This is a genomic window from Yersinia enterocolitica subsp. enterocolitica (genome assembly GCF_901472495.1).
In the GTDB taxonomy this organism is placed as follows: Bacteria; Pseudomonadota; Gammaproteobacteria; order Enterobacterales; family Enterobacteriaceae; genus Yersinia; species Yersinia enterocolitica.
Genome location: NZ_LR590469.1, coordinates 3,274,031 through 3,293,188 on the forward strand (window position 1 = coordinate 3,274,031; position 19,158 = coordinate 3,293,188).

Below are 19,158 nucleotides of genomic sequence, written 5' to 3' on the forward strand. Positions count from 1 at the left end.
TCAGTTATGAATAATGTGAATTAGTCACATTATTGAAAAACTATTTACTAAATCTATTATTTAATTTCAATACGACGTGGTTTTAAACTTTCTGGTACTAAACGCTCCAGATCGATATACAACAAACCATTGACTAAATTGGCACCTTTAATTTTAATGTGCTCAGCCAACTGGAATTTACGTTCAAAGTTGCGCTCAGCGATACCTTGATATAAATAAGTTCGTTGTGCTGGCTCACTGGCATGAGAACCACGAACAATCAACAGGTTATCCTGAGTGACAATTTCCAGTTCCTGTTCTGCAAAGCCTGCTACCGCGATCGCGATGCGATAGTTATTTTCATCGACCAATTCGACGTTATAAGGAGGATAGCCACCATTACTTTGATTCTGACCGGACTCTAATAGATTAAATAACCGGTCGAAACCGATAGCTGAACGATACAGTGGTGCAAGCTCGGAATTACGCATAAAAACTGCCTCCTAAATATATTAGCAAGGATGTTGTCATATTTTGTATTAAGCCTTCCACTCTGGACAGACTGTTGGTCTGAATACCCTGTCGGCGTATTCTCTCTGACCTGATAATAAAATGAGGTCGGCAATCTTCTTTTCAAGAGCAAAATCAAAAAAAATTTCACAAGAAAAATCTTAATAAGAAGTTTATTAATTTCATTATTCGATAAATACGCTGCTATAACTTACACTTAGATAAATGTACGTCACAAGACTGAATCTTTCACCATAGGAACTGTCTGTAAGGTGGTGTAAAAATCATGTCAAAACTTAGTATGGATAGCGGGTTGAAGGTTGTCACCTGTAACTCCCCGGTATAATGAGAGCTGAAAAGAACAATGAAAAATACAGTTATCCCTTTTGTTACCGGCTGTTCGCTGCTTTTGTCCGGCGGCTGTTCCAGTATTATGACGCACACTAGCAGCAGTCAGGGTTATTACTCCGGCACTGAAGCTAATGTGGCGATGCTCAAAGATGATAATACCGGTTGGGCGTTGCGCCCCTTGCTCGCGGTGGATTTGCCACTCTCAGCGGTGATGGACACTTTACTGTTGCCGTATGATTACTTACGTTCCGACAGCGAAGATAAAATGGCCAGCTCCCCTCGCGAGCGCATCCGCCAGTCAGAAGCGCAGAACCAGTCAGCAGCCCACCCCGCAGACACACCAGTACCATGAGTTAGTCTACTTTGACGGTAAAGATTTGTGCTAAGCCGTCGATTTCCCGCATAAAGGCCACTTTAGTGCCATCGGGCGAAAACACCACTGCATCCGCCATTGGTGCAATAGCACTCCGCGCGGTCAATCGCCGCAATTGACCGGTTGTACTATTACACTGCATCACACTGTTATCACATACAAATACCAGGCTGTGTCCTTGTGGGTGCCAACTGAATGCCGACTGAATCCCCCCCTCCGTGAATGTCAGTTGCCGTGGTTCACCACCATTGGGTGAAACCAACCACAACTGCACCACACCCTCATCATCTTTCATTAAACAAGCAATGGCACTGCCGTCGGGTGAGGTTCGCAGCCAATGCCGCGGGCTGGTCGCCAGTCCTGGGAAACGCCGCTCAGCCGTAAAGGTTAACCGCCGTTGCCTGACGCCTGCAGGTGGGGCTGGCATGGTGGTTTGAGTTCCCTCTAATGGCTCTTCGCCAGCACGAGCATAATCCCGCTCATGCTCTGGTAAATCAGCAATAAAGATTTCCGGAATTTTTTCGCCCTGCGCCGAAAGCGTATCGCCAATAAATGCCAATGCCCAGCGCTGGCGAGTACCGTCCATTTTCAGATAACCCTGCGAGCCAATCCAACCCTCTTCATAAGCGCGGCTTATTTGGTCACTACCCGCCAAGGGCGTAGGGGTAGTTCGAGTCACTAACACACAGAAATGGCTACCATCATATTCACGCGGATGTTGCTTGGGCGGATTAACACCATGCAAAGGCAAGGCCACTGCCACGTTACGGCAATCCAGAGCGGGGTCTTGTTCGTGCAGCACATGGTCGTTATAGGTAAAACTCAGGCGACTGCCGTCAGGGCTAAAAACATGCACATGGCTGCCTCCGCGCAACGCGCCGGGAGTAAAGGGCGGCGTAATATCCATGGCATCCAATGTGACCGCCAGTTCTCTGTCCGGCTCAGTGACAATCACCCCTCGCCGGTGATGGAAATCATAATGCCAGTGACTATCTGGGTGTTCCGGGCCATGAATAAACACATAGCGCGCGGGCATATCAGGGCTAACGGTCACCACGCCAACATGAGCACCATGTTGAGAACGATAAATGACCTCGATATCACCAGTGATGCAATTAACCCGCTCAATGGTTAACCCACTAAACGTACTGCCATTAGGCCGCACATCATATGCCAGCCATTGGCTATCGGGCGTCCAAACATTGATGTTGGTGAGCTGATGACCTCTGGGTTCAAAGGTGAGTTGCTGTTCCTGCAAGGCCATATAGACTCCGGTCGTGCTGATGCTAACAATAATTCATTACACTGAATTATATCACCCTCACTTCCTATTACTGTAAAGCCGCCGTGAACATTATCGCTTGTTCTAAAAACAGCTAACGTAAAATAAATTTATCAAACTGATAGATTCAGATTTCATGCAAAAATGATAACTCTGAATAGTACGGCCTTTGCTGAGTGTGTTATAGATACTAAATTGCTGTACTCATTTACTGTAACTTACTAATTAGTCTTAAAAGACTCACTAAGGGGAATAGTTGTGTCTGCTTTTCATAACTGGTTATCTGAAAAATCATCGGGCGACTGGTATATCTACATTAAACGCCTTTCCGGTAATGATACGGGGGCAACAGGTGGACATCAGGCCGGCGTCTATATCCCGACGGAAGTGATTGAGAAGCAGTTCTCTCCTATTCTACGAACTGATGTGAGAAACCCTGACATTCTTTTGCCTGCCAGAATAAGTTCTCATGGAAATCTTGAGAGTGTAGTCCGGGCTATTTATTACAATAACCGTCATTTTGATGGTACACGTAATGAAAAGCGTATTACTCGTTGGGGTAAAGGTAGTCCGCTGTTAAATAAAGAAAATACTGGCGCACTAACTGTTTTCGCTTTTCATAGTCAACCCGATAGCATCTGCGATTTTATTGATGTATGGCTATGCAATTCCCTGGCAGAGGAAGAACTGCTGGAATCCATGACGGGTGAGATCATCCCTGGCTTCTCAGTTTGTGGCCCATCTAATCAGGTTCTTGGCGGTTTTGCTGTAACAGGTGGTGATTGGAAGTCTGGCAATTATCCTATTCCAGAAGAATGGTCTGTTTCATTCCCATCAGGTGTTGAGATTATTAGTTATCTCCCTGAAGTATTTCAGTTTAAAAGCCAAACTCCTGATGAACTATTACTCGAAAAACGTAATGCAGAATATTCTCTATTTCGTCGCATAGAGGAATTACATGTTTTGGATCGGGTGAAAGCAGGATTTTCTTCAGTAGATGATTTTATAAACTTAGCTAATTCAGTAAGTAATCGGCGTAAATCGCGAGCAGGAAGATCTCTGGAACTACATCTGGAGCATACGTTCGTCGAAAATAATCTTACTAATTTTGCTACTCAGTGTATTACTGAAGGCAATAAAAAACCTGACTTTTTATTTCCCTCTTCTGAGGCTTACAATGATATGGAATATCCTTCAGATAAATTGAGAATGCTTGCAGTAAAAACCACCTGTAAAGATCGCTGGCGCCAGGCTCTGAGTGAAGCTAACCGAATTGACAAAATTCATCTTTTTACTCTTCAGGAAGGTGTATCTGTTAATCAGTTCCAAGAAATGAAAGATGCTGGCGTTAAATTAGTGGTTCCTAAGCCTCTTCACAAAAAATATCCAGAACCTATTCGTGATGAGTTAATTTCTCTTGATGGCTTCATTCGGGAAATCAAGGGGATATATAATAATTAATTAAATTATATGACCGAATTTTTGTTGTTTACAACCTGTATTCGGTCAGCCAAATATCATTTGGCTAATGCCTTGTGTATCAATTTGAGCATTTCCTTCACTGCTACAAATCCACTCTTCCACTCTCGCTGAAATATCATTATCCGTTAGCTTGTATTTACCCTGTAATGCACACTCCCAGGTTACTAAAATTTTCCAGCCATCTCCGGAGAGATGTTTTATAACGTCATTATCTCTTTTTACATTCCCTTGTATTTTTTTAAGCCAAAAGTCAGTGCGTGTAGCTGGAGTCTTAAATAAATGACAGTTATGTTTATGCCAAAAACAGCCATGAACAAAAATTATCGCCCGATAATCATCGATAACAAAATCGGGCTTCCCTGGGAGTTCACTGACCTGAACTCTGTAAGAAAGCCCTAACAGGTCAAGTACTTTGGCTAATTTAACCTCTATGGCCGTGTCTTTTGTTCGGATCGCCCTCATATTTTTACTGCGGGTTTCCGAAGAATGAACATCAGCCATAATGATTAAGCTGCCTTATCTTTTTGTACTTTTACTGCTTTTGCTATAAATGGCTCGAGTAACTGAGCGACGGCAGCAAAAACAGGAACGACTACGGAGTTACCAAATTGCCGGTAAGCTTGTGTATCCGATACAGGAATACGGAATGATTCCTTACCCGGAGTTTCAAACCCCATCAGGCGAGCACACTCTTTTGGAGTAAGTCGACGAGGGCGATTTTCCTGATTATTTTTATCATCAAAATCCGTTTCTCCTAAAGCTTTATCCCAACCTCGATCAATTAAAATCTCAGAGCCATCTTTGTGATAACGGGCTGATAATGTTCTGGCCACGCTCTCACTGTTTGTTGGGTCAACCAGCCCAAACCCAAAACCGTTACCTTTCGCCTGATGCTTTTTGGCGTAATTATATAAATATTTCCACAAGTGCGGAGTCAGTATGTATTTATCATCAACCACAGGCTCAAGTAATTCGCCAAAAGTCAGACGTTTTTCAGGGAAATACTTATGGATATCTTTTAATGTAAAACCTTTATCGATATTAAGATCTCTACGAAAACCAACTAAAACAATACGTTCTCTATGTTGGGGCAGGAAATTTTTTCCATCTACAATCTTAGGATCTTGTGATCCGACTGCATTTGCATCAGCGATGGAATAACCCAGTTCATCGAGCGTATTCATAATAACGCGAAAGGTTTTCCCTTTATCGTGGCTTTTTAGATTCTTAACATTTTCAAGCAAAAAAATAGCTGGTTTCTTTGAGGCAATAATTCGGGCGACATCAAAAAATAATGTTCCCTGGGCTTCACACTCAAAACCATGAGCACGGCCCAAAGAATTTTTCTTTGAAACTCCAGCTAATGAAAATGGCTGGCAAGGAAAACCAGCAAGCAAAACATCATGATCAGGAATCTGCTTATCTATATTCTTATAAGCTTCTTCATCTGATATTTCCGTATTTTCACTTAATGTTATTTCACGTATATCAGAATTGAATCGATGCTCTACTGGGTCGCAATACCAATTGGCTTTATATGTCCGTACCGCATAGGGGTTCCATTCGCTGGTAAAAACACACTGCCCGCCAATGGCCTCAAAACCTTTTCGAATGCCGCCAATCCCCGCAAAGAGATCAATAAAACGAAATTGATAGTTAGGGTGGTTTTTCGGCGGGGAAGGTAACATTTCCTGTAGCATGTTAATTTCGGCCTCAGTTAGAGGCTTTTGTATGGATTTTCCGTTATACCAGCGATTAAGGGCTTCACGAGTCCATTCACACTTACTGACTTTTCTCAGAATTTCAGCAACAGCTTTTTGATCGTAAATTTCCAGCACACGTCGAACAAGTTCTTTGTCTTGTTGTAATCGTTGTTGTTCTTTATGTTGTGTTTGTTCAGCAATTTGATTCGCGATTATATCTAGCGCTTCCATCTTAGAATTACTCACTCTGGGAATTTTCAATGTAAGAATATCACTCATTTTACCCAGACGAAAGGATTGCTGTATAAAAAAACAGTATTTATACTATAAATATATCTTACTAACACCCCCAAAAAACTATTTTTTTAGAAAAAAAAGTCTAATATGGATTTTTTATTCCAAACAAAAGTTTCCTATGCTTAGCCGATATCAGCCCATTGCCGCTGCGATAGCCACACTTTTTTCTCCCTATGCGGAAGTGGCTCTCCACGATTTAGCTAACCAAAAGCTAGTTTATATTGCGAATAACTATTCACAGCGGGAATTAGGGGAAGACTCCAACCTCAGTGATCTGCAATTTGATCAGCACTCGCAGGTGATTGGCCCTTACCAAAAGCGCAACTGGGATGGTCGCCAACTGCGATCCATCAGCACCGTGCTACGAGATGACAATGGCCAAGCTGTCGGGCTGCTGTGTATCAATCTGGACATTACTGTTTTTGAAACTGCCAAAGCGGCACTGGATATCTTCCTCTCTGGTCATCAATTGCAACCGCAACCTGCTGTATTATTTCAGGATGACTGGCAGGAGCGCATTAATACCTACATCCACCACTGGCTGCAACAACAGCAACTCACCCTGGCGACACTGAACAGTATTAATCGCCGACAGTTAATTGAAGCGCTTTATCAGCAGGGAGCATTCAGCGGCAAAAATGCGGCCGGTTATGTGGCTAAAATACTTAATATTGGACGTGCCACTGTTTACAACCATCTGAAAAATATAAAAAACTGATAAATTTCACAGGAACCGATATGAACACCTTATTCAATGCTATCAAAGAGGCCCACCAGGCATTACGCCCACAGGTAAGGGTGACACCACTGGAATATAGCCCATTGCTGTCCCAACACAGTGGCTGCGAAATCTATCTCAAATGTGAGCATCTACAGCACACCGGTTCCTTTAAATTTCGCGGAGCCAGTAACAAACTGCGTTTATTAACTGACGAGCAATGCCAACGTGGCGTTATCACCGCATCTACCGGCAATCACGGACAAGCCATGGCGCTGGCGGGGAAATTGGCAGGAGTAAAGGCCACCATTTATGCGCCAGAACAAGCCGCGGCCATCAAATTAGAAGCCATTCGCGCGCTGGGCGGAGAAGTTGAGCTGATACCAGGGGATGCATTAAATGCAGAACTGGCCGCGGATAGTGCCGCACAGCAGCAGAGTAAAATCTATATCTCCCCTTATAACGATAGGCAGATTATTGCCGGGCAAGGAACTTGTGGTATGGAGATGGTTGAACAACAGCCAGATCTGGATGCGGTATTTGTGGCGGTTGGTGGCGGTGGATTGATTTCTGGTATTGCCACTGTGCTGAAAAAACTCTCTGATAAAACTCAGATTATTGGGTGTTGGCCAGCCAACGCCACCAGTATGTATACCAGCCTCGAAAACGGAAAAATTCAAGAGGTAGCGGAGCAAGAGACTCTGTCTGATGGCACCGCTGGAGGCGTAGAACCAGGAGCAATAACCTTTGCACTTTGCCAGCAATTAATTGACCAGAAAGTGCTGGTGAGTGAACAGGAAATCAAAGATGCCATGCGTTTGATTGCCCATACTGACCGCTGGATGATTGAAGGTGCCGCCGGTGTAGCTCTGGCGGCAGCACTAAAACAGGCACCACTTTGGCAAGGTAGGAAAGTGGCCGTAGTGCTGTGCGGAAAGAATATTGTGCTGAAAAAATACCTGGGAGCAGTCAGCGAATGATTATTCTGAATAAGCAGCAGATTCTCGACAAGTTCGATGCTGATGCCGTCACCTTGCTACTCAAAGCAGGGTTTATTGCGTTTAGCCAACAACAAGTACAAATGCCACCGGTACAGCATTTACTGTTTGAACAAGCTGAGGGCGACTGTTGTATTAAAAGTGGCTATTTGCAGGGCGATAGCCAATTTGTAGTGAAGGTCTCAAGCGGTTTTTATCATAACCCGGCGCAAGGACTGGCCAGTAATCAGGGACTAATGATGGCGTTTTCTGCCCAGACCGGTGAGCCTCAGGCGCTATTGCTTGATGAGGGCTGGTTAACTGCGCTGCGCACCGCATTGGCCGGGCGTATTGTGGCCGAGCTGTGTGCACCACAGCATATCCGCGCTATCGGTATCGTCGGTACGGGAATGCAAGCACGGTTGCACCTGATGTACCTGAAAAGTGTCATTTCGTGTCGTCAGCTATGGGTTTGGGGCCGCAGTGAAACTGCATTAGAAGAATACCGCCAATATGCTGAAGAGGAGGGTTTTGAGGTTAATACCACCTTGGATGCTGCGGAGTTAGGCCGTCACTGCCAGTTTATTGTCACCACAACCCCTGGCAGGGAGGCTATTTTGCATGCTGTTGATATCCAGCCCGGTACACACATTACCGCCGTCGGAGCTGATGGTGCAGGTAAACACGAACTGACACCGGAGCTGGTGGCAAAAGCTGATAAAATTTTGGTAGATTCATGGGCGCAATGTACTGAATTTGGTGAAATTTCATCCGCATTTCAACAGCGGTTATTAGCGCATCACACCTTAACCGAGATGGGTACAGTTTTAGCTCAGGGTGTACCTTTCAGAGACAATGATCAGCAGATTACCTTAGCGGATTTAACCGGATTAGGGATTCAGGATGTGCAGATTGTGAAGGGAATTTTGATGGGGTAAATAGGGCTTTTTTGAATTGGCTGTTGACGTCAAAAACACATTTGAGCAGCCGAGTGAAGAATGGAGCCAGGGGGGTTACGCGCTTGTAACCCCTTTAGCGGTTGAGGCATCGGAAGTAAGCTGAGTGTCGCTCTCATATAAACCGAATCAATCAAAACTCAGAGCACATACTTCTCAATAGCCATTGCCACACCGTCTTCACTATTGGTGCCCGTTACAAACTGCGCTATCTCTTTCAGTTCAGGGATGGCATTGCCCATCGCAACACCGACACCGGCGTAATTAACCATCGCGATATCATTACCCTGATCGCCCAGAGCCATAATATTTTCCTGTGGGATATCTAAATGGTCAGCCAGCATTTTCACCCCAGTCCCCTTATCAACCCGTTTACTCAAAATTTCCAGGTAAAACGGGGCGCTTTTCATGATGGTAAAGCGCTCAAAAGCTTCCGCTGGTATCATCGCTAAGGCGCGATCCAGTTTTTCTGGCTCATCAATCATCATCACTTTCGGGAAGCGCAAGGTGGGATCCATCTCTTCTACCGCACGGTATTTCAATGGAATACCGGTCAGCATCACTTCATGCAGAGTGTATTTGCTGATGTCTTTATTAGCGGTATATAAAGTATCAAAATCAAAAGCCTGGAAACTGACCCCCATTTCTCGCGATAAAGCTTCGAAATAAAGATAATCCTCGAAACTGAGGGTTTCTTGCAAAATACACTCCCCCGTAGCCGCTTTTTGTACTAATGCGCCGTTATTACTGATGCAATAGTCGCCACTGTTTTCCATGTTCAGTTCGCGTAAATAACGCTGGACCCCGATATAAGGCCGCCCCGTGGCCAATACCACGCAGACCCCTTTCGCCCGGGCAGCATCAATAGCCTGCTTTACTCGTGGGGTAATTTCATGCTGCGTATTCAGCAACGTGCCGTCCATATCGATAGCGATTAATTCAATAGCCATAGGTCCTCACATTTATATATCGAATGGCTAATGCTAACGCGATTCAGCGCTCAAATGCTAGTAAGTCCGTGTACTGCACAAATGCCATCAGCCATGATGAGACAAAAAAAGCCCAGCAACAGTTTCCTGCTCTGGGCTTTTCTATCTGTTCAATAAGTTATCTGATCAATTAGATATCAATGTTAGCTGCACGCAACGCATTCTCTTCGATAAAGGCGCGGCGAGGTTCAACCGCGTCCCCCATCAGAGTGGTAAACAACTGATCTGCCGCAATCGCATCTTTCACCATCACCCGCAACATACGGCGGCTGGTTGGATCCATAGTGGTTTCCCACAGTTGCTCTGGGTTCATTTCACCCAGACCTTTATAGCGCTGGATTGCCAGACCACGACGCGACTCTTTAACCAACCAGTCAAGTGCATCTTCGAAGCTTGAAACCGGCACACGGCGCTCGCCACGTTCAACAAAAGCACCTTCTTCGATTAAGCCGCGTAACTTGTCGCCCAACAGACAGATCTTGCGATATTCACCACCGTGGATGAAATCGAAGTCCAGATCATAATCGGTATCAACCCCGTGGGTACGAATACGCAATACCGGCTCAAACAGCTGACGCTCACGGTTTTCGCGCACCACTGAACTGTAGCTGCTGCCATGCTGTTCTTTCTCATTTAGCATGACCACCAGCGAATCAATCCATTGCGTTACCGCCTCTTTATCGCTCAAATCCTCTTCTTGCAAGGTTGGTTGATAAATCAGGTTATTCAGTAAAGCACGCGGATAACGACGTTCCATACGAGCGATAGTCTTCTGGACGCTATAGTGCTCGGCAACCAGTTTCTCCAGATGTTCGCCTACCAGTGGTGGTGCATCAGCATTGATATGCAGAGCCGCGCCATCCAGTGCCAGAGTCATCTGATACTGCTCCATCGCGTCATCATCTTTGATGTATTGCTCTTGTTTACCTTTTTTCACTTTATACAGTGGCGGCTGAGCGATAAACACATGACCACGTTCAATAATTTCCGGCATCTGGCGGTAGAAGAAGGTCAACAATAACGTACGGATGTGAGAACCATCCACGTCGGCATCGGTCATGATAATGATATTGTGATAACGCAATTTGTCCGGGTTATATTCATCCCGTCCAATACCACAACCCAACGCGGTGATCAGTGTTGCCACTTCCTGCGAAGAAAGCATTTTGTCAAAACGCGCTTTCTCGACGTTCAGAATTTTACCTTTCAGCGGCAAAATAGCCTGATTTTTACGGTTACGGCCTTGTTTCGCAGAGCCGCCCGCTGAGTCCCCTTCCACTAAGTAGAGTTCGGACAATGCTGGGTCACGTTCCTGACAGTCAGCCAGTTTGCCTGGTAAGCCAGCCAAATCCAGTGCACCTTTACGGCGTGTCATTTCACGAGCTTTACGCGCAGCTTCACGAGCACGGGCCGCGTCAATAATTTTGCCAACCACGATTTTGGCGTCGGTTGGGTTTTCCAGCAAATACTCAACCAGCTTCTCGTTCATCAGCGTTTCGACCGCAGTTTTTACCTCAGAAGAAACCAGTTTATCTTTGGTCTGTGAGGAGAATTTAGGGTCTGGCACTTTCACGGAAACCACAGCAATCAAGCCTTCACGGGCATCATCACCGGTTGCACTGATTTTCGCTTTTTTACTGTAACCTTCTTTATCCATGTAGCTATTCAGGGTACGAGTCATCGCCGTACGGAACCCGACTAAGTGAGTCCCCCCATCGCGCTGTGGAATGTTGTTGGTGAAACAGTAAATATTTTCCTGGAAACCATCGTTCCACTGCAATGCCACTTCCACACCGATATCATCTTTCATGGTGGAGAAATAGAACACTTTCGGGTGGATCGGGTTTTTGTTTTTGTTCAGATACTCAACAAACGCTTTGATACCGCCTTCGTAATGGAAGTGGTCTTCTTTGTCGTTACGTTTGTCTTTCAGCTTGATTGAAACCCCAGAGTTCAGGAACGACAGCTCACGCAGACGTTTTGCCAGGATTTCATATTGGAATTCGGTATTATTGGTGAACGTCTGGAAGCTCGGCCAGAAACGCACGGTTGTCCCGGTTTGATCGGTTTCGCCCACCACTTTCAATGGTGCCTGCGGCACACCCATCTTGTAAGTCTGCTCGTGAACTTTACCTTCACGGCGAATCACCAGCTCCAGTTTTTCAGACAGGGCGTTAACAACGGATACACCTACGCCGTGCAAACCACCGGAAACTTTGTACGAGTTATCGTCAAACTTACCGCCAGCATGCAACACGGTCATGATGACCTCAGCTGCCGATACCCCTTCCTCGTCATGCATACCGGTTGGGATACCACGGCCATCATCCTGTACAGAAACAGAGTTATCCGAGTGGATGGTGACGATAATTTCTTTACAGTGGCCAGCGAGGGCTTCGTCGATAGCGTTGTCCACAACCTCGAATACCATGTGGTGCAGACCGGTACCGTCATCAGTATCACCGATATACATGCCCGGACGCTTACGAACCGCATCCAGCCCTTTTAATACCTTGATACTTGAGGAGTCATAAGTATTCGACATCAACGTTTCTCGCTCATTTTTAATCCTGTGGTTGAACCTCTATTTTGCCATGTTCCACGCGGAACATCTTGCCCTTTTCACCTACCATGTCAGCCACTTGTTCAGCACTTACTGCACTGACAAAAACCTGTGCCTGGGTAGCTTTTAAACACTCGGCCAATAAACGACGACGGCCGGTGTCTAATTCGGAAGCAAAATCGTCAAGCAGATACAGGCAACGCCGCCCGCTCTGTCGGGTGAGAAACTCACCCTGCGCTAACCGCAGTGCGCACATCAGCAATTTTAGCTGACCACGCGATAGCAAATCTTCTACCGGCGTACCATCGGCCCGAATGAGAAAATCCGCTTTATGTGGCCCGACGGCGGTATAAGTTAGCGCTCTGTCACGCTCAAACTGGCGTTCCAGCAACTCACCATAGTCACTCTCTTTATCCCAACCGCGCTGGAAAGAGAAACTCAGGGCGAACTCTGGCAGGAACAGGGCGCATGTGGCTGAAATATCTGCCGCAATTGCGTCACTGTATGCCGCCCGCCACTCACTAATGCGCTCAGCCAGCGGGATAATTTCCTGATCCCAGGCCCGGATTTGCGTATAGCGACTCACCTGGCGCAGCGCGGCGTTGCGCTGCTTAAGTAATCTTTTCAGATTGCTCCAGGCCATAAAAAAACCGGGTTCATTATGAAAGCAACCCCAGTCTAAAAAGGCACGCCGAAATTTTGGCCCGCCATTCAATAAGGTAAACCCTTCAGGGGTAATCAGTTGCATCGGCAGAAGTTGTGCCAATTCAGCCACTTTATGACCATCAGTGCCATCAATGCGCACTTTGGTATCACCTTGCCGGCTTTTACTCAGCCCTACGGATGATTCACGCTCATTCGCATCAACCCGACCATGCAACACAAATTCGGCACATTCGTGACGAATCACGCGGCCTGCCTGTAAACTGCGAAACGCGCGGCCATGACCCAAGGTATAAATCGCCTCCAACACACTGGTTTTACCGCTGCCGTTGGGGCCAACTAAAAAATTAAACCCCGACGCCAGTGCCAAGTCTGCCGATTCGATATTGCGAAAATCTTTAATTAACAACCGTGTCAGAGCCATGCTGCAAATGTCTTCATTATTGAACATCAAACCATCAAGGGCGTAATTGTCGCAGACAGATTGGGTGCGGACAGCGCACAACCACCGGAGCGTACTTAATGTACGTGAGGATGGTGAGCACTGCCCAATCCCAAGCTGGCAAGTAAGATAGCCCGCTATAGTTCAAAGACGCATTGGCATGACAACATAGGCCGCAGCCTGACTAGCACCGTCTTCAATTTGCACGCTGGAGACCGAGTCGGTAAGTAATAGGCTCACATCTTCACACTTGAGCGCATTCAGCACATCAAGCACATAGCTGACGTTGAAACCGATCTCCATTTCCGCCCCATCGTAGCTAACATCGAGGATCTCTTCCGCTTCTTCCTGTTCCGGATTGTTAGCGGTGATCTTAAGCTGATTTTGACTCACATAGAGCCGAACGCCACGAAACTTCTCGTTGGACAAAATAGCTGCACGAGCAAAGGCTTGTTTCAGCAAATCACAGCTTGCTTTCAGTGTCTTATCCGGATTTTTTGGCAATACGCGACGATAGTCTGGGAAGCGCCCATCAACCAGCTTAGAGGTAAAAATAAAATCACCCACATGCGCACGGATATTGTTGCTACCAATTTGCAGGCGCAACGGCGTATCACCACCATCCAGTAATCTGACCAACTCCATCACGCCTTTACGCGGTACGATCACCGAATGTGACGGTAATGTCTGGCCAATTGGCATAGCGCAAACAGCCAGACGGTGACCATCAGTTGCGACGGTGCGCAGCTCTTCGCCTTCAGTCTCAAACAGCATACCGTTCAAGTAATAGCGCACGTCCTGATGAGCCATTGAGAACTGAGTAGACTCAATCAGACGCTTCAATGTGGCTTGCGGTAAGGTGAATTCGACTTCACTTTGCCAATCATCCAAATTTGGGAAGTCTGCCGCTGGCAAGGTAGATAGCGAGAAACGACTGCGGCCAGAACGCACCAACAGGCGGTCACCATCTAGTGCGACGGTAATTTCTGCGCCTTCCGGCAAACCACGCCAGATATCAAAAAACTTCCGAGCTGGTACAGTGGTCGCACCCTGCTCATGGGGATGAGACAGCGCCACGCGCGCAACCATCTCCATTTCCAGATCGGTACCGGTCAGCAGCAACGAGCCTTCCGTGACTTGTAGCAACAAGTTACCCAATATTGGCAACGTAGGACGTCCACCCAGCGGGCTACTGACCTGTTGCAGCGGTTTTAGCAGATGCTCACGTTCAATGATAAATTTCATAGCGCTAGGAGGATAATGTTCTGATTAAGTTAGAGAAATCTTCTTTGATGTCGTGACTCTCTTCACGCAATTGTTCAATCTTGCGGCAAGCATGCAACACCGTGGTATGGTCGCGGCCACCAAACGCATCGCCGATTTCAGGCAGGCTGTGGTTGGTTAGCTCTTTAGCCAATGCCATCGCCATTTGGCGTGGGCGTGCTACCGAACGGGAACGCCGTTTGGAGAGCAGGTCTGCGACCTTAATTTTATAATATTCTGCGACAGTCTTTTGAATATTATCGATAGTAACCAGCTTTTCCTGCAATGCCAGTAAGTCACGCAGAGCTTCACGAACAAAATCAATGGTGATGGCCCGCCCGGTAAAATTGGCATTGGCGATCACACGATTCAATGCCCCTTCCAGCTCACGCACGTTGGAACGCAGACGCTTGGCAATAAAGAACGCGACCTCACCCGGCAAGCGGATATCATTTTCATCCGCTTTCTTCATCAAAATCGCCACGCGGGTTTCCAGTTCTGGCGGCTCAATCGCCACCGTCAGGCCCCAGCCAAACCGCGATTTCAAACGATCTTCGACCCCATTGATCTCTTTTGGATAGCGATCTGAGGTCAGAATGATTTGCTGATTACCTTCCAGCAAAGCATTAAAGGTGTGGAAAAACTCTTCCTGGGAACGCTCTTTATTGGCAAAGAACTGGATATCATCGATTAATAATGCATCAACCGAGCGATAATAGCGTTTAAACTCTTCTATCGCGTTGTTCTGCAAAGCTTTAACCATATCTTGCACAAAACGTTCAGAATGCATGTAAACCACTTTGGCATTGGCTTTACGGGCCATGATGCCATTTCCCACAGCATGTAACAGGTGAGTTTTACCTAAACCTGTACCGCCATAAAGGAATAACGGGTTATACGCACCACCCGGATTATCCGCAACCTGACGTGCAGCCGCACGAGCCAATTGGTTCGATTTACCTTCAACGAAGTTATCAAATGTGTGCTTAGGGTTCACATTCGAACGGTAAGACAGTTCAGGTTGAGCAGGCGAGCTATCCCAGCTCGGGCGCACAGGTGCACTACGGGTAACCGGAGCAACAGGCGCACTAACGCTGGCTGTAACTGGATGACTGTGTGCTCTTACCGCAGGTTTACTCCCCACTTCAAAACGCAGTAAGGGAACCTCACTGCCACAGAAATCATTAAGTAAGCCATTGATATTGTTTAAGTACTTATCACGGACCCAGTCCAGTACAAAACGATTAGGTGCGTAAAGCGCCAGAGTATTGTCACTCAGTTCCGCCTGTAAGGGGCGTATCCACATACTAAATTCTGTGGCAGGTAACTCATCCTGCAATCGGGCAAGACACTGCTGCCAAAGCGAAAGTGACACGGCGGACTCCACTCGAACAAGATCAATAAAAGAAAGAAATCAGGATTTTTTGTAACTCATCGTTTTTGACACACGCCAATATGGCCTGTAGCAAGCCAAAGTGACATGCGAACCGTTTTTCGGTTGTTTTTACGACTAACATCCCCCCACGATCTCGGAGTAGTGATCCCAGAGTAGTGGATGTGATCGGAATGGCGGATCATAGCGCAAAAGGAGCAATAGATCCTCCCCTTCCTCACAGATTAGATCCTTTTTATCCACAGGCCATAACTTCTGCTGGGAGTGTAACCTGGCGCACAGCTTTTCGTGCCCCTCAACAGCCACGATCCGCAAGGATTTCGGAATATAATGGTATCACCTTCCCCATTTCCAATCACAGATCCTCATTAATATGCAAAGGATCTCACGGCGATCCTTGCGATTTATCAGGGAGTCCGTATAATCCTCAGCCCTACGTGTGATGCCTGTTCTCTTGATGACCTTGGTCAAAAAGAAACCAGCGGTGAACACGGACAGGCTCTTGGTAAACTCCCGATACAGAAAACTTCTGTGCGGGCGGGCGCAATGTCAATTGACTCAGGACTGTACAATTATTACAATCCCGCTTCTTTATATGTTGCGATTGAGGCGTCGGTGTCTTCACTCCGAGCAGCCAAACGCGTTTACTGAATCAGTAATTATTTTAAGTTTAGGTAGAAATCGCTATGAAACGCACTTTCCAACCGTCCGTATTGAAGCGCAACCGTAGCCACGGTTTCCGTGCTCGTATGGCCACCAAAAATGGTCGTCAAGTTCTGGCTCGCCGTCGTGCGAAAAGCCGTTCTCGTCTGACTGTTTCTAAGTAATAAAAGCTAACCATCTAAGTGGTTAAGCTAGCATTTCCTAGGGAGTTACGTTTGTTAACTCCCAGTCATTTCACTTTCGTCTTCCAGCAGCCACAACGGGCTGGCACGCCGCAAATCACCATCCTCGGCCGCCTGAACGAGCTGGGGCATCCCCGCATCGGTCTTACCGTCGCCAAAAAACATGTCAAACGTGCTCATGAACGTAATCGGATCAAGCGATTAGCTCGCGAAAGCTTCCGATTACATCAGCATACGTTACCGTCTATGGATTTTGTCGTTTTGGTGAAAAAGGGTGTGGCTGACCTCGATAACCGTGCGTTGACGGAAGCTTTGGAAAAATTATGGCGTCGCCACTGTCGCCAGGCTCCCGCATCCTGATCGGGCTAATCAGGGGCTATCAGCTCGTGATTAGTCCGCTGTTGGGGCCGCGTTGTCGTTTCCATCCGACATGTTCTCATTACGGAATTGAGGCATTGAGCCGGTTTGGTATGATAAAAGGCAGTTGGTTAACACTGAAACGCGTATTAAAATGCCACCCTTTGAACCCAGGTGGCGATGATCCCGTGCCGCCGAAACCCGACGATAACAGAGAACACTAACGATGGATTCGCAACGCAATCTTCTACTCATCGCTCTGCTGTTCGTGTCTTTCATGATCTGGCAAGCCTGGCAAGTGGACAACAATCCACAACCAGCCGCTCAGACCACGCAACAGACTGCGAATACTGCTACCGGTGATAAAGCAAGCCAGGCCGTGCCAGGCAGTGGTCAGGGTCAACTGATTACTGTAAAAACTGATGTGCTGTCTCTGACCATTAATACCCGTGGCGGTGACATCGAGCAGGCTAACCTGCTGGCTTACCCGGATGCTCTGGGTTCAGATAAAACTTTCGAATTACTGGAAACCACCCCTGCGTTCATTTATCAGGCGCAAAGTGGCCTGACAGGTAAAAGCGGTCCGGATAATCCAGCTAACGGCGAGCGCCCACTGTTTGAAGTTCCTCAAACCAGCTTTGTATTAGCTGATGGCCAGGACGAACTGCGTATTCCATTGACCTTCACCGGCAAAGATGGCTCCGTTTTCACCAAGACATTTGTGCTGAAACGTAATGACTACGCCATCGGTGTGGATTATCACGTTAAAAATGCCTCTGCTGCCCCGCTGGAGCTGACGCTGTTTGGTCAGTTAAAGCAAAGCATCAACTTGCCTAAACACCGTGATACCGGCAGCAATAACTTTGCGCTGCATACTTATCGTGGTGCGGCTTACTCTTCTGATGAAACTAAATATAAAAAATATAGCTTTAGTGATATCGAAGATAAGAGCCTGGACATCACCACCAAAGGCGGCTGGGTTGCGATGTTGCAGCAATATTTTGCAACCGCGTGGATCCCAGCAGCTAACGAAACCAACACCTTCTATTCCGCTGACTTGGGTAACGGTTTGGCTGCCATCGGCTTTAAAGGTGCACCGGTCGTTATTCAGCCAGGTGAGCAGAAACAACTGGGTGCCACCTTGTGGGTTGGCCCAGAAATTCAGGACAAAATGGCCGCTATCGCGCCACATCTTGACCTGACTGTTGACTATGGTTGGTTATGGTTTATCTCTCAGCCACTGTTCAAACTGTTGAAATTCATTCACAGCTTTGTCGGTAACTGGGGCTTCTCCATCATCGTTATTACCTTTATCGTGCGTGGTATCATGTATCCGCTGACTAAAGCGCAATACACCTCGATGGCGAAAATGCGTTTGCTACAGCCTAAACTGGCTGCCATGCGTGAGCGTATCGGCGACGATAAGCAGCGTATGAGTCAGGAAATGATGGCGTTGTACAAAGCTGAGAAGGTTAACCCGCTGGGTGGCTGCTTACCGCTGGTCATTCAGATGCCAATCTTCCTGGCGTTGTACTACATGTTGATGAGTTCCGTTGAATTGCGTCATGCGCCATTCATCTTGTGGATTCATGACTTGTCAGCGCAAGACCCGTACTACATTCTGCCAATTCTGATGGGTATCACCATGTACTTCATTCAGAAGATGTCACCGACCACCGTGACTGACCCGATGCAGCAGAAAATCATGACCTTCATGCCTGTTATCTTCACAGTGTTCTTCCTGTGGTTCCCGGCCGGTCTGGTTCTGTACTATATCGTCAGTAACCTGGTGACCATCCTGCAACAGCAGTTGATCTATCGTGGTCTGGAAAAACGTGGTTTACACAGCCGCGATAAGAAAAAACAGTCTTAACATGATAGATACCCCAAGTCATTGGAGTAACAGCTAGATACCCAAGCCACTGGCATACGTCAGTGACTTGGGAGAGCAGCTAACAACGCTGTAACTTCAAATACGAAGGGTATATGAGGCGGTCATAATTATATGACCGCCT

General features: G+C 46.9%; 18 protein-coding genes. 9 read left to right on the forward strand and 9 right to left on the reverse strand.

From position 1 onward, the window contains the following. Positions 1 to 56: 56 nt before the first annotated feature. Positions 57 to 470 (reverse strand): small heat shock chaperone IbpA, encoded by a 414-nt coding sequence (gene ibpA, locus FGL26_RS15570; protein ID WP_005175116.1) that lies wholly within the window; start codon positions 468 to 470, stop codon positions 57 to 59. Positions 471 to 853: 383 nt separating this feature from the next. On the opposite strand from ibpA, the gene FGL26_RS15575 reads away from it, so the two are divergent. Then, positions 854 to 1,192 (forward strand): YceK/YidQ family lipoprotein, encoded by a 339-nt coding sequence (locus FGL26_RS15575; RefSeq protein WP_005175118.1) that lies wholly within the window; start codon positions 854 to 856, stop codon positions 1,190 to 1,192. Between the two features lies 1 nt (position 1,193). On the opposite strand, the gene FGL26_RS15580 is transcribed toward FGL26_RS15575, so the two are convergent. Then, entirely contained in the window at positions 1,194 to 2,477 is a 1,284-nt protein-coding gene (locus FGL26_RS15580) for a YidR family protein (RefSeq protein WP_005175120.1), read from the reverse strand. Between the two features lie 276 nt (positions 2,478 to 2,753). Between FGL26_RS15580 and FGL26_RS15585 the strand changes: the two genes are divergently transcribed. After that, on the forward strand, positions 2,754 to 3,956 hold the full coding sequence (locus tag FGL26_RS15585; protein ID WP_005175122.1) for a type II restriction endonuclease: 1,203 nt from the start codon (positions 2,754 to 2,756) through the stop codon (positions 3,954 to 3,956). 45 nt (positions 3,957 to 4,001) lie between these two features. Here FGL26_RS15585 and FGL26_RS15590 read toward each other — a convergent pair whose 3' ends face one another. Together FGL26_RS15590 and FGL26_RS15595 are read right to left on the reverse strand one after the other, a co-directional pair. Continuing rightward, positions 4,002 to 4,478: a very short patch repair endonuclease gene (locus FGL26_RS15590; protein WP_005175124.1), complete on the reverse strand. Its 477-nt coding sequence runs from the start codon at positions 4,476 to 4,478 to the stop codon at positions 4,002 to 4,004. 5 nt (positions 4,479 to 4,483) lie between these two features. Next, complete coding sequence (locus tag FGL26_RS15595) at positions 4,484 to 5,911, reverse strand: DNA cytosine methyltransferase (RefSeq protein WP_005175126.1); 1,428 nt, start codon at positions 5,909 to 5,911, stop codon at positions 4,484 to 4,486. A gap of 184 nt (positions 5,912 to 6,095) precedes the next feature. Here FGL26_RS15595 and FGL26_RS15600 point away from each other — a divergent pair, with 184 nt between their 5' ends. The 3 genes from FGL26_RS15600 to FGL26_RS15610 are packed head-to-tail and all read left to right on the forward strand — an operon-like array spanning position 6,096 to position 8,610. Next, complete coding sequence (locus FGL26_RS15600; RefSeq protein ID WP_005175127.1) at positions 6,096 to 6,695, forward strand: helix-turn-helix transcriptional regulator; 600 nt, start codon at positions 6,096 to 6,098, stop codon at positions 6,693 to 6,695. A 20-nt stretch (positions 6,696 to 6,715) separates the two neighbouring features. Then, positions 6,716 to 7,675, forward strand: coding sequence for a threonine/serine dehydratase (locus FGL26_RS15605; RefSeq protein ID WP_005175128.1), 960 nt, complete (start codon positions 6,716 to 6,718; stop codon positions 7,673 to 7,675). Continuing rightward, positions 7,672 to 8,610: an ornithine cyclodeaminase family protein gene (locus FGL26_RS15610; protein WP_005175129.1), complete on the forward strand. Its 939-nt coding sequence runs from the start codon at positions 7,672 to 7,674 to the stop codon at positions 8,608 to 8,610. Before FGL26_RS15605 ends, FGL26_RS15610 begins: the two co-directional genes overlap by 4 nt. A 158-nt stretch (positions 8,611 to 8,768) precedes the next feature. On the opposite strand, the gene yidA is transcribed toward FGL26_RS15610, so the two are convergent. The 5 genes from yidA to dnaA all read right to left on the reverse strand — a co-directional run bounded on the left by yidA (position 8,769) and on the right by dnaA (position 15,923). Continuing rightward, positions 8,769 to 9,578 carry a sugar-phosphatase gene (gene yidA / locus FGL26_RS15615; RefSeq protein ID WP_005175130.1) on the reverse strand — a complete coding sequence of 270 codons (810 nt, stop codon included), beginning with the start codon at positions 9,576 to 9,578 and terminating at the stop codon, positions 8,769 to 8,771. Between the two features lie 169 nt (positions 9,579 to 9,747). Then, complete coding sequence (gene gyrB, locus FGL26_RS15620) at positions 9,748 to 12,162, reverse strand: DNA topoisomerase (ATP-hydrolyzing) subunit B (protein ID WP_005175131.1); 2,415 nt, start codon at positions 12,160 to 12,162, stop codon at positions 9,748 to 9,750. A gap of 19 nt (positions 12,163 to 12,181) precedes the next feature. Then, entirely contained in the window at positions 12,182 to 13,267 is a 1,086-nt protein-coding gene (gene recF, locus FGL26_RS15625) for a DNA replication/repair protein RecF (protein WP_005175132.1), read from the reverse strand. 162 nt (positions 13,268 to 13,429) lie between these two features. Next, the gene (dnaN, locus tag FGL26_RS15630) at positions 13,430 to 14,530 is read right to left on the reverse strand and encodes a DNA polymerase III subunit beta (RefSeq protein ID WP_005161099.1); all 1,101 of its coding nucleotides are present in this window, start codon (positions 14,528 to 14,530) and stop codon (positions 13,430 to 13,432) included. A 4-nt stretch (positions 14,531 to 14,534) separates the two neighbouring features. Beyond that, positions 14,535 to 15,923, reverse strand: coding sequence for a chromosomal replication initiator protein DnaA (dnaA, locus tag FGL26_RS15635; RefSeq protein WP_005161100.1), 1,389 nt, complete (start codon positions 15,921 to 15,923; stop codon positions 14,535 to 14,537). A 704-nt stretch (positions 15,924 to 16,627) separates the two neighbouring features. On the opposite strand from dnaA, the gene rpmH reads away from it, so the two are divergent. Genes rpmH through yidC form a run of 4 tightly spaced genes read left to right on the forward strand, consistent with a single transcriptional unit; the run spans position 16,628 to position 19,016 of the window. Next, positions 16,628 to 16,768, forward strand: coding sequence for a 50S ribosomal protein L34 (gene rpmH, locus FGL26_RS15645; protein ID WP_002220736.1), 141 nt, complete (start codon positions 16,628 to 16,630; stop codon positions 16,766 to 16,768). An 18-nt stretch (positions 16,769 to 16,786) separates the two neighbouring features. After that, positions 16,787 to 17,146, forward strand: coding sequence for a ribonuclease P protein component (rnpA, locus tag FGL26_RS15650; RefSeq protein WP_005161101.1), 360 nt, complete (start codon positions 16,787 to 16,789; stop codon positions 17,144 to 17,146). Next, positions 17,110 to 17,367, forward strand: a complete 258-nt coding sequence (yidD, locus tag FGL26_RS15655; protein WP_005161103.1) for a membrane protein insertion efficiency factor YidD — start codon at positions 17,110 to 17,112, stop codon at positions 17,365 to 17,367. Before rnpA ends, yidD begins: the two co-directional genes overlap by 37 nt. Before the next feature lie 2 nt (positions 17,368 to 17,369). Beyond that, a complete protein-coding gene (gene yidC, locus FGL26_RS15660; RefSeq protein WP_005161105.1) occupies positions 17,370 to 19,016 on the forward strand; it encodes a membrane protein insertase YidC in 1,647 nt (548 codons plus the stop codon). Positions 19,017 to 19,158 lie beyond the last annotated feature (142 nt).

Bases quoted from the DNA above. Each gene is read 5' to 3' on its own strand.
- ibpA (WP_005175116.1), bottom strand. From the start codon at position 470: ATGCGTAATTCCGAGCTTGCACCACTGTATCGTTCAGCTATCGGTTTC.
- yidD (WP_005161103.1), top strand. From the start codon at position 17,110: ATGGCGTCGCCACTGTCGCCAGGCTCCCGCATCCTGATCGGGCTAATC.
- gyrB (WP_005175131.1), bottom strand. From the start codon at position 12,162: ATGTCGAATACTTATGACTCCTCAAGTATCAAGGTATTAAAAGGGCTG.
- FGL26_RS15600 (WP_005175127.1), top strand. From the start codon at position 6,096: ATGCTTAGCCGATATCAGCCCATTGCCGCTGCGATAGCCACACTTTTT.
- dnaN (WP_005161099.1), bottom strand. From the start codon at position 14,530: ATGAAATTTATCATTGAACGTGAGCATCTGCTAAAACCGCTGCAACAG.
- FGL26_RS15610 (WP_005175129.1), top strand. From the start codon at position 7,672: ATGATTATTCTGAATAAGCAGCAGATTCTCGACAAGTTCGATGCTGAT.
- rpmH (WP_002220736.1), top strand. From the start codon at position 16,628: ATGAAACGCACTTTCCAACCGTCCGTATTGAAGCGCAACCGTAGCCAC.
- FGL26_RS15595 (WP_005175126.1), bottom strand. From the start codon at position 5,911: ATGGAAGCGCTAGATATAATCGCGAATCAAATTGCTGAACAAACACAA.
- FGL26_RS15575 (WP_005175118.1), top strand. From the start codon at position 854: ATGAAAAATACAGTTATCCCTTTTGTTACCGGCTGTTCGCTGCTTTTG.
- yidA (WP_005175130.1), bottom strand. From the start codon at position 9,578: ATGGCTATTGAATTAATCGCTATCGATATGGACGGCACGTTGCTGAAT.
- recF (WP_005175132.1), bottom strand. From the start codon at position 13,267: ATGGCTCTGACACGGTTGTTAATTAAAGATTTTCGCAATATCGAATCG.
- FGL26_RS15590 (WP_005175124.1), bottom strand. From the start codon at position 4,478: ATGGCTGATGTTCATTCTTCGGAAACCCGCAGTAAAAATATGAGGGCG.
- FGL26_RS15605 (WP_005175128.1), top strand. From the start codon at position 6,716: ATGAACACCTTATTCAATGCTATCAAAGAGGCCCACCAGGCATTACGC.
- FGL26_RS15580 (WP_005175120.1), bottom strand. From the start codon at position 2,477: ATGGCCTTGCAGGAACAGCAACTCACCTTTGAACCCAGAGGTCATCAG.
- yidC (WP_005161105.1), top strand. From the start codon at position 17,370: ATGGATTCGCAACGCAATCTTCTACTCATCGCTCTGCTGTTCGTGTCT.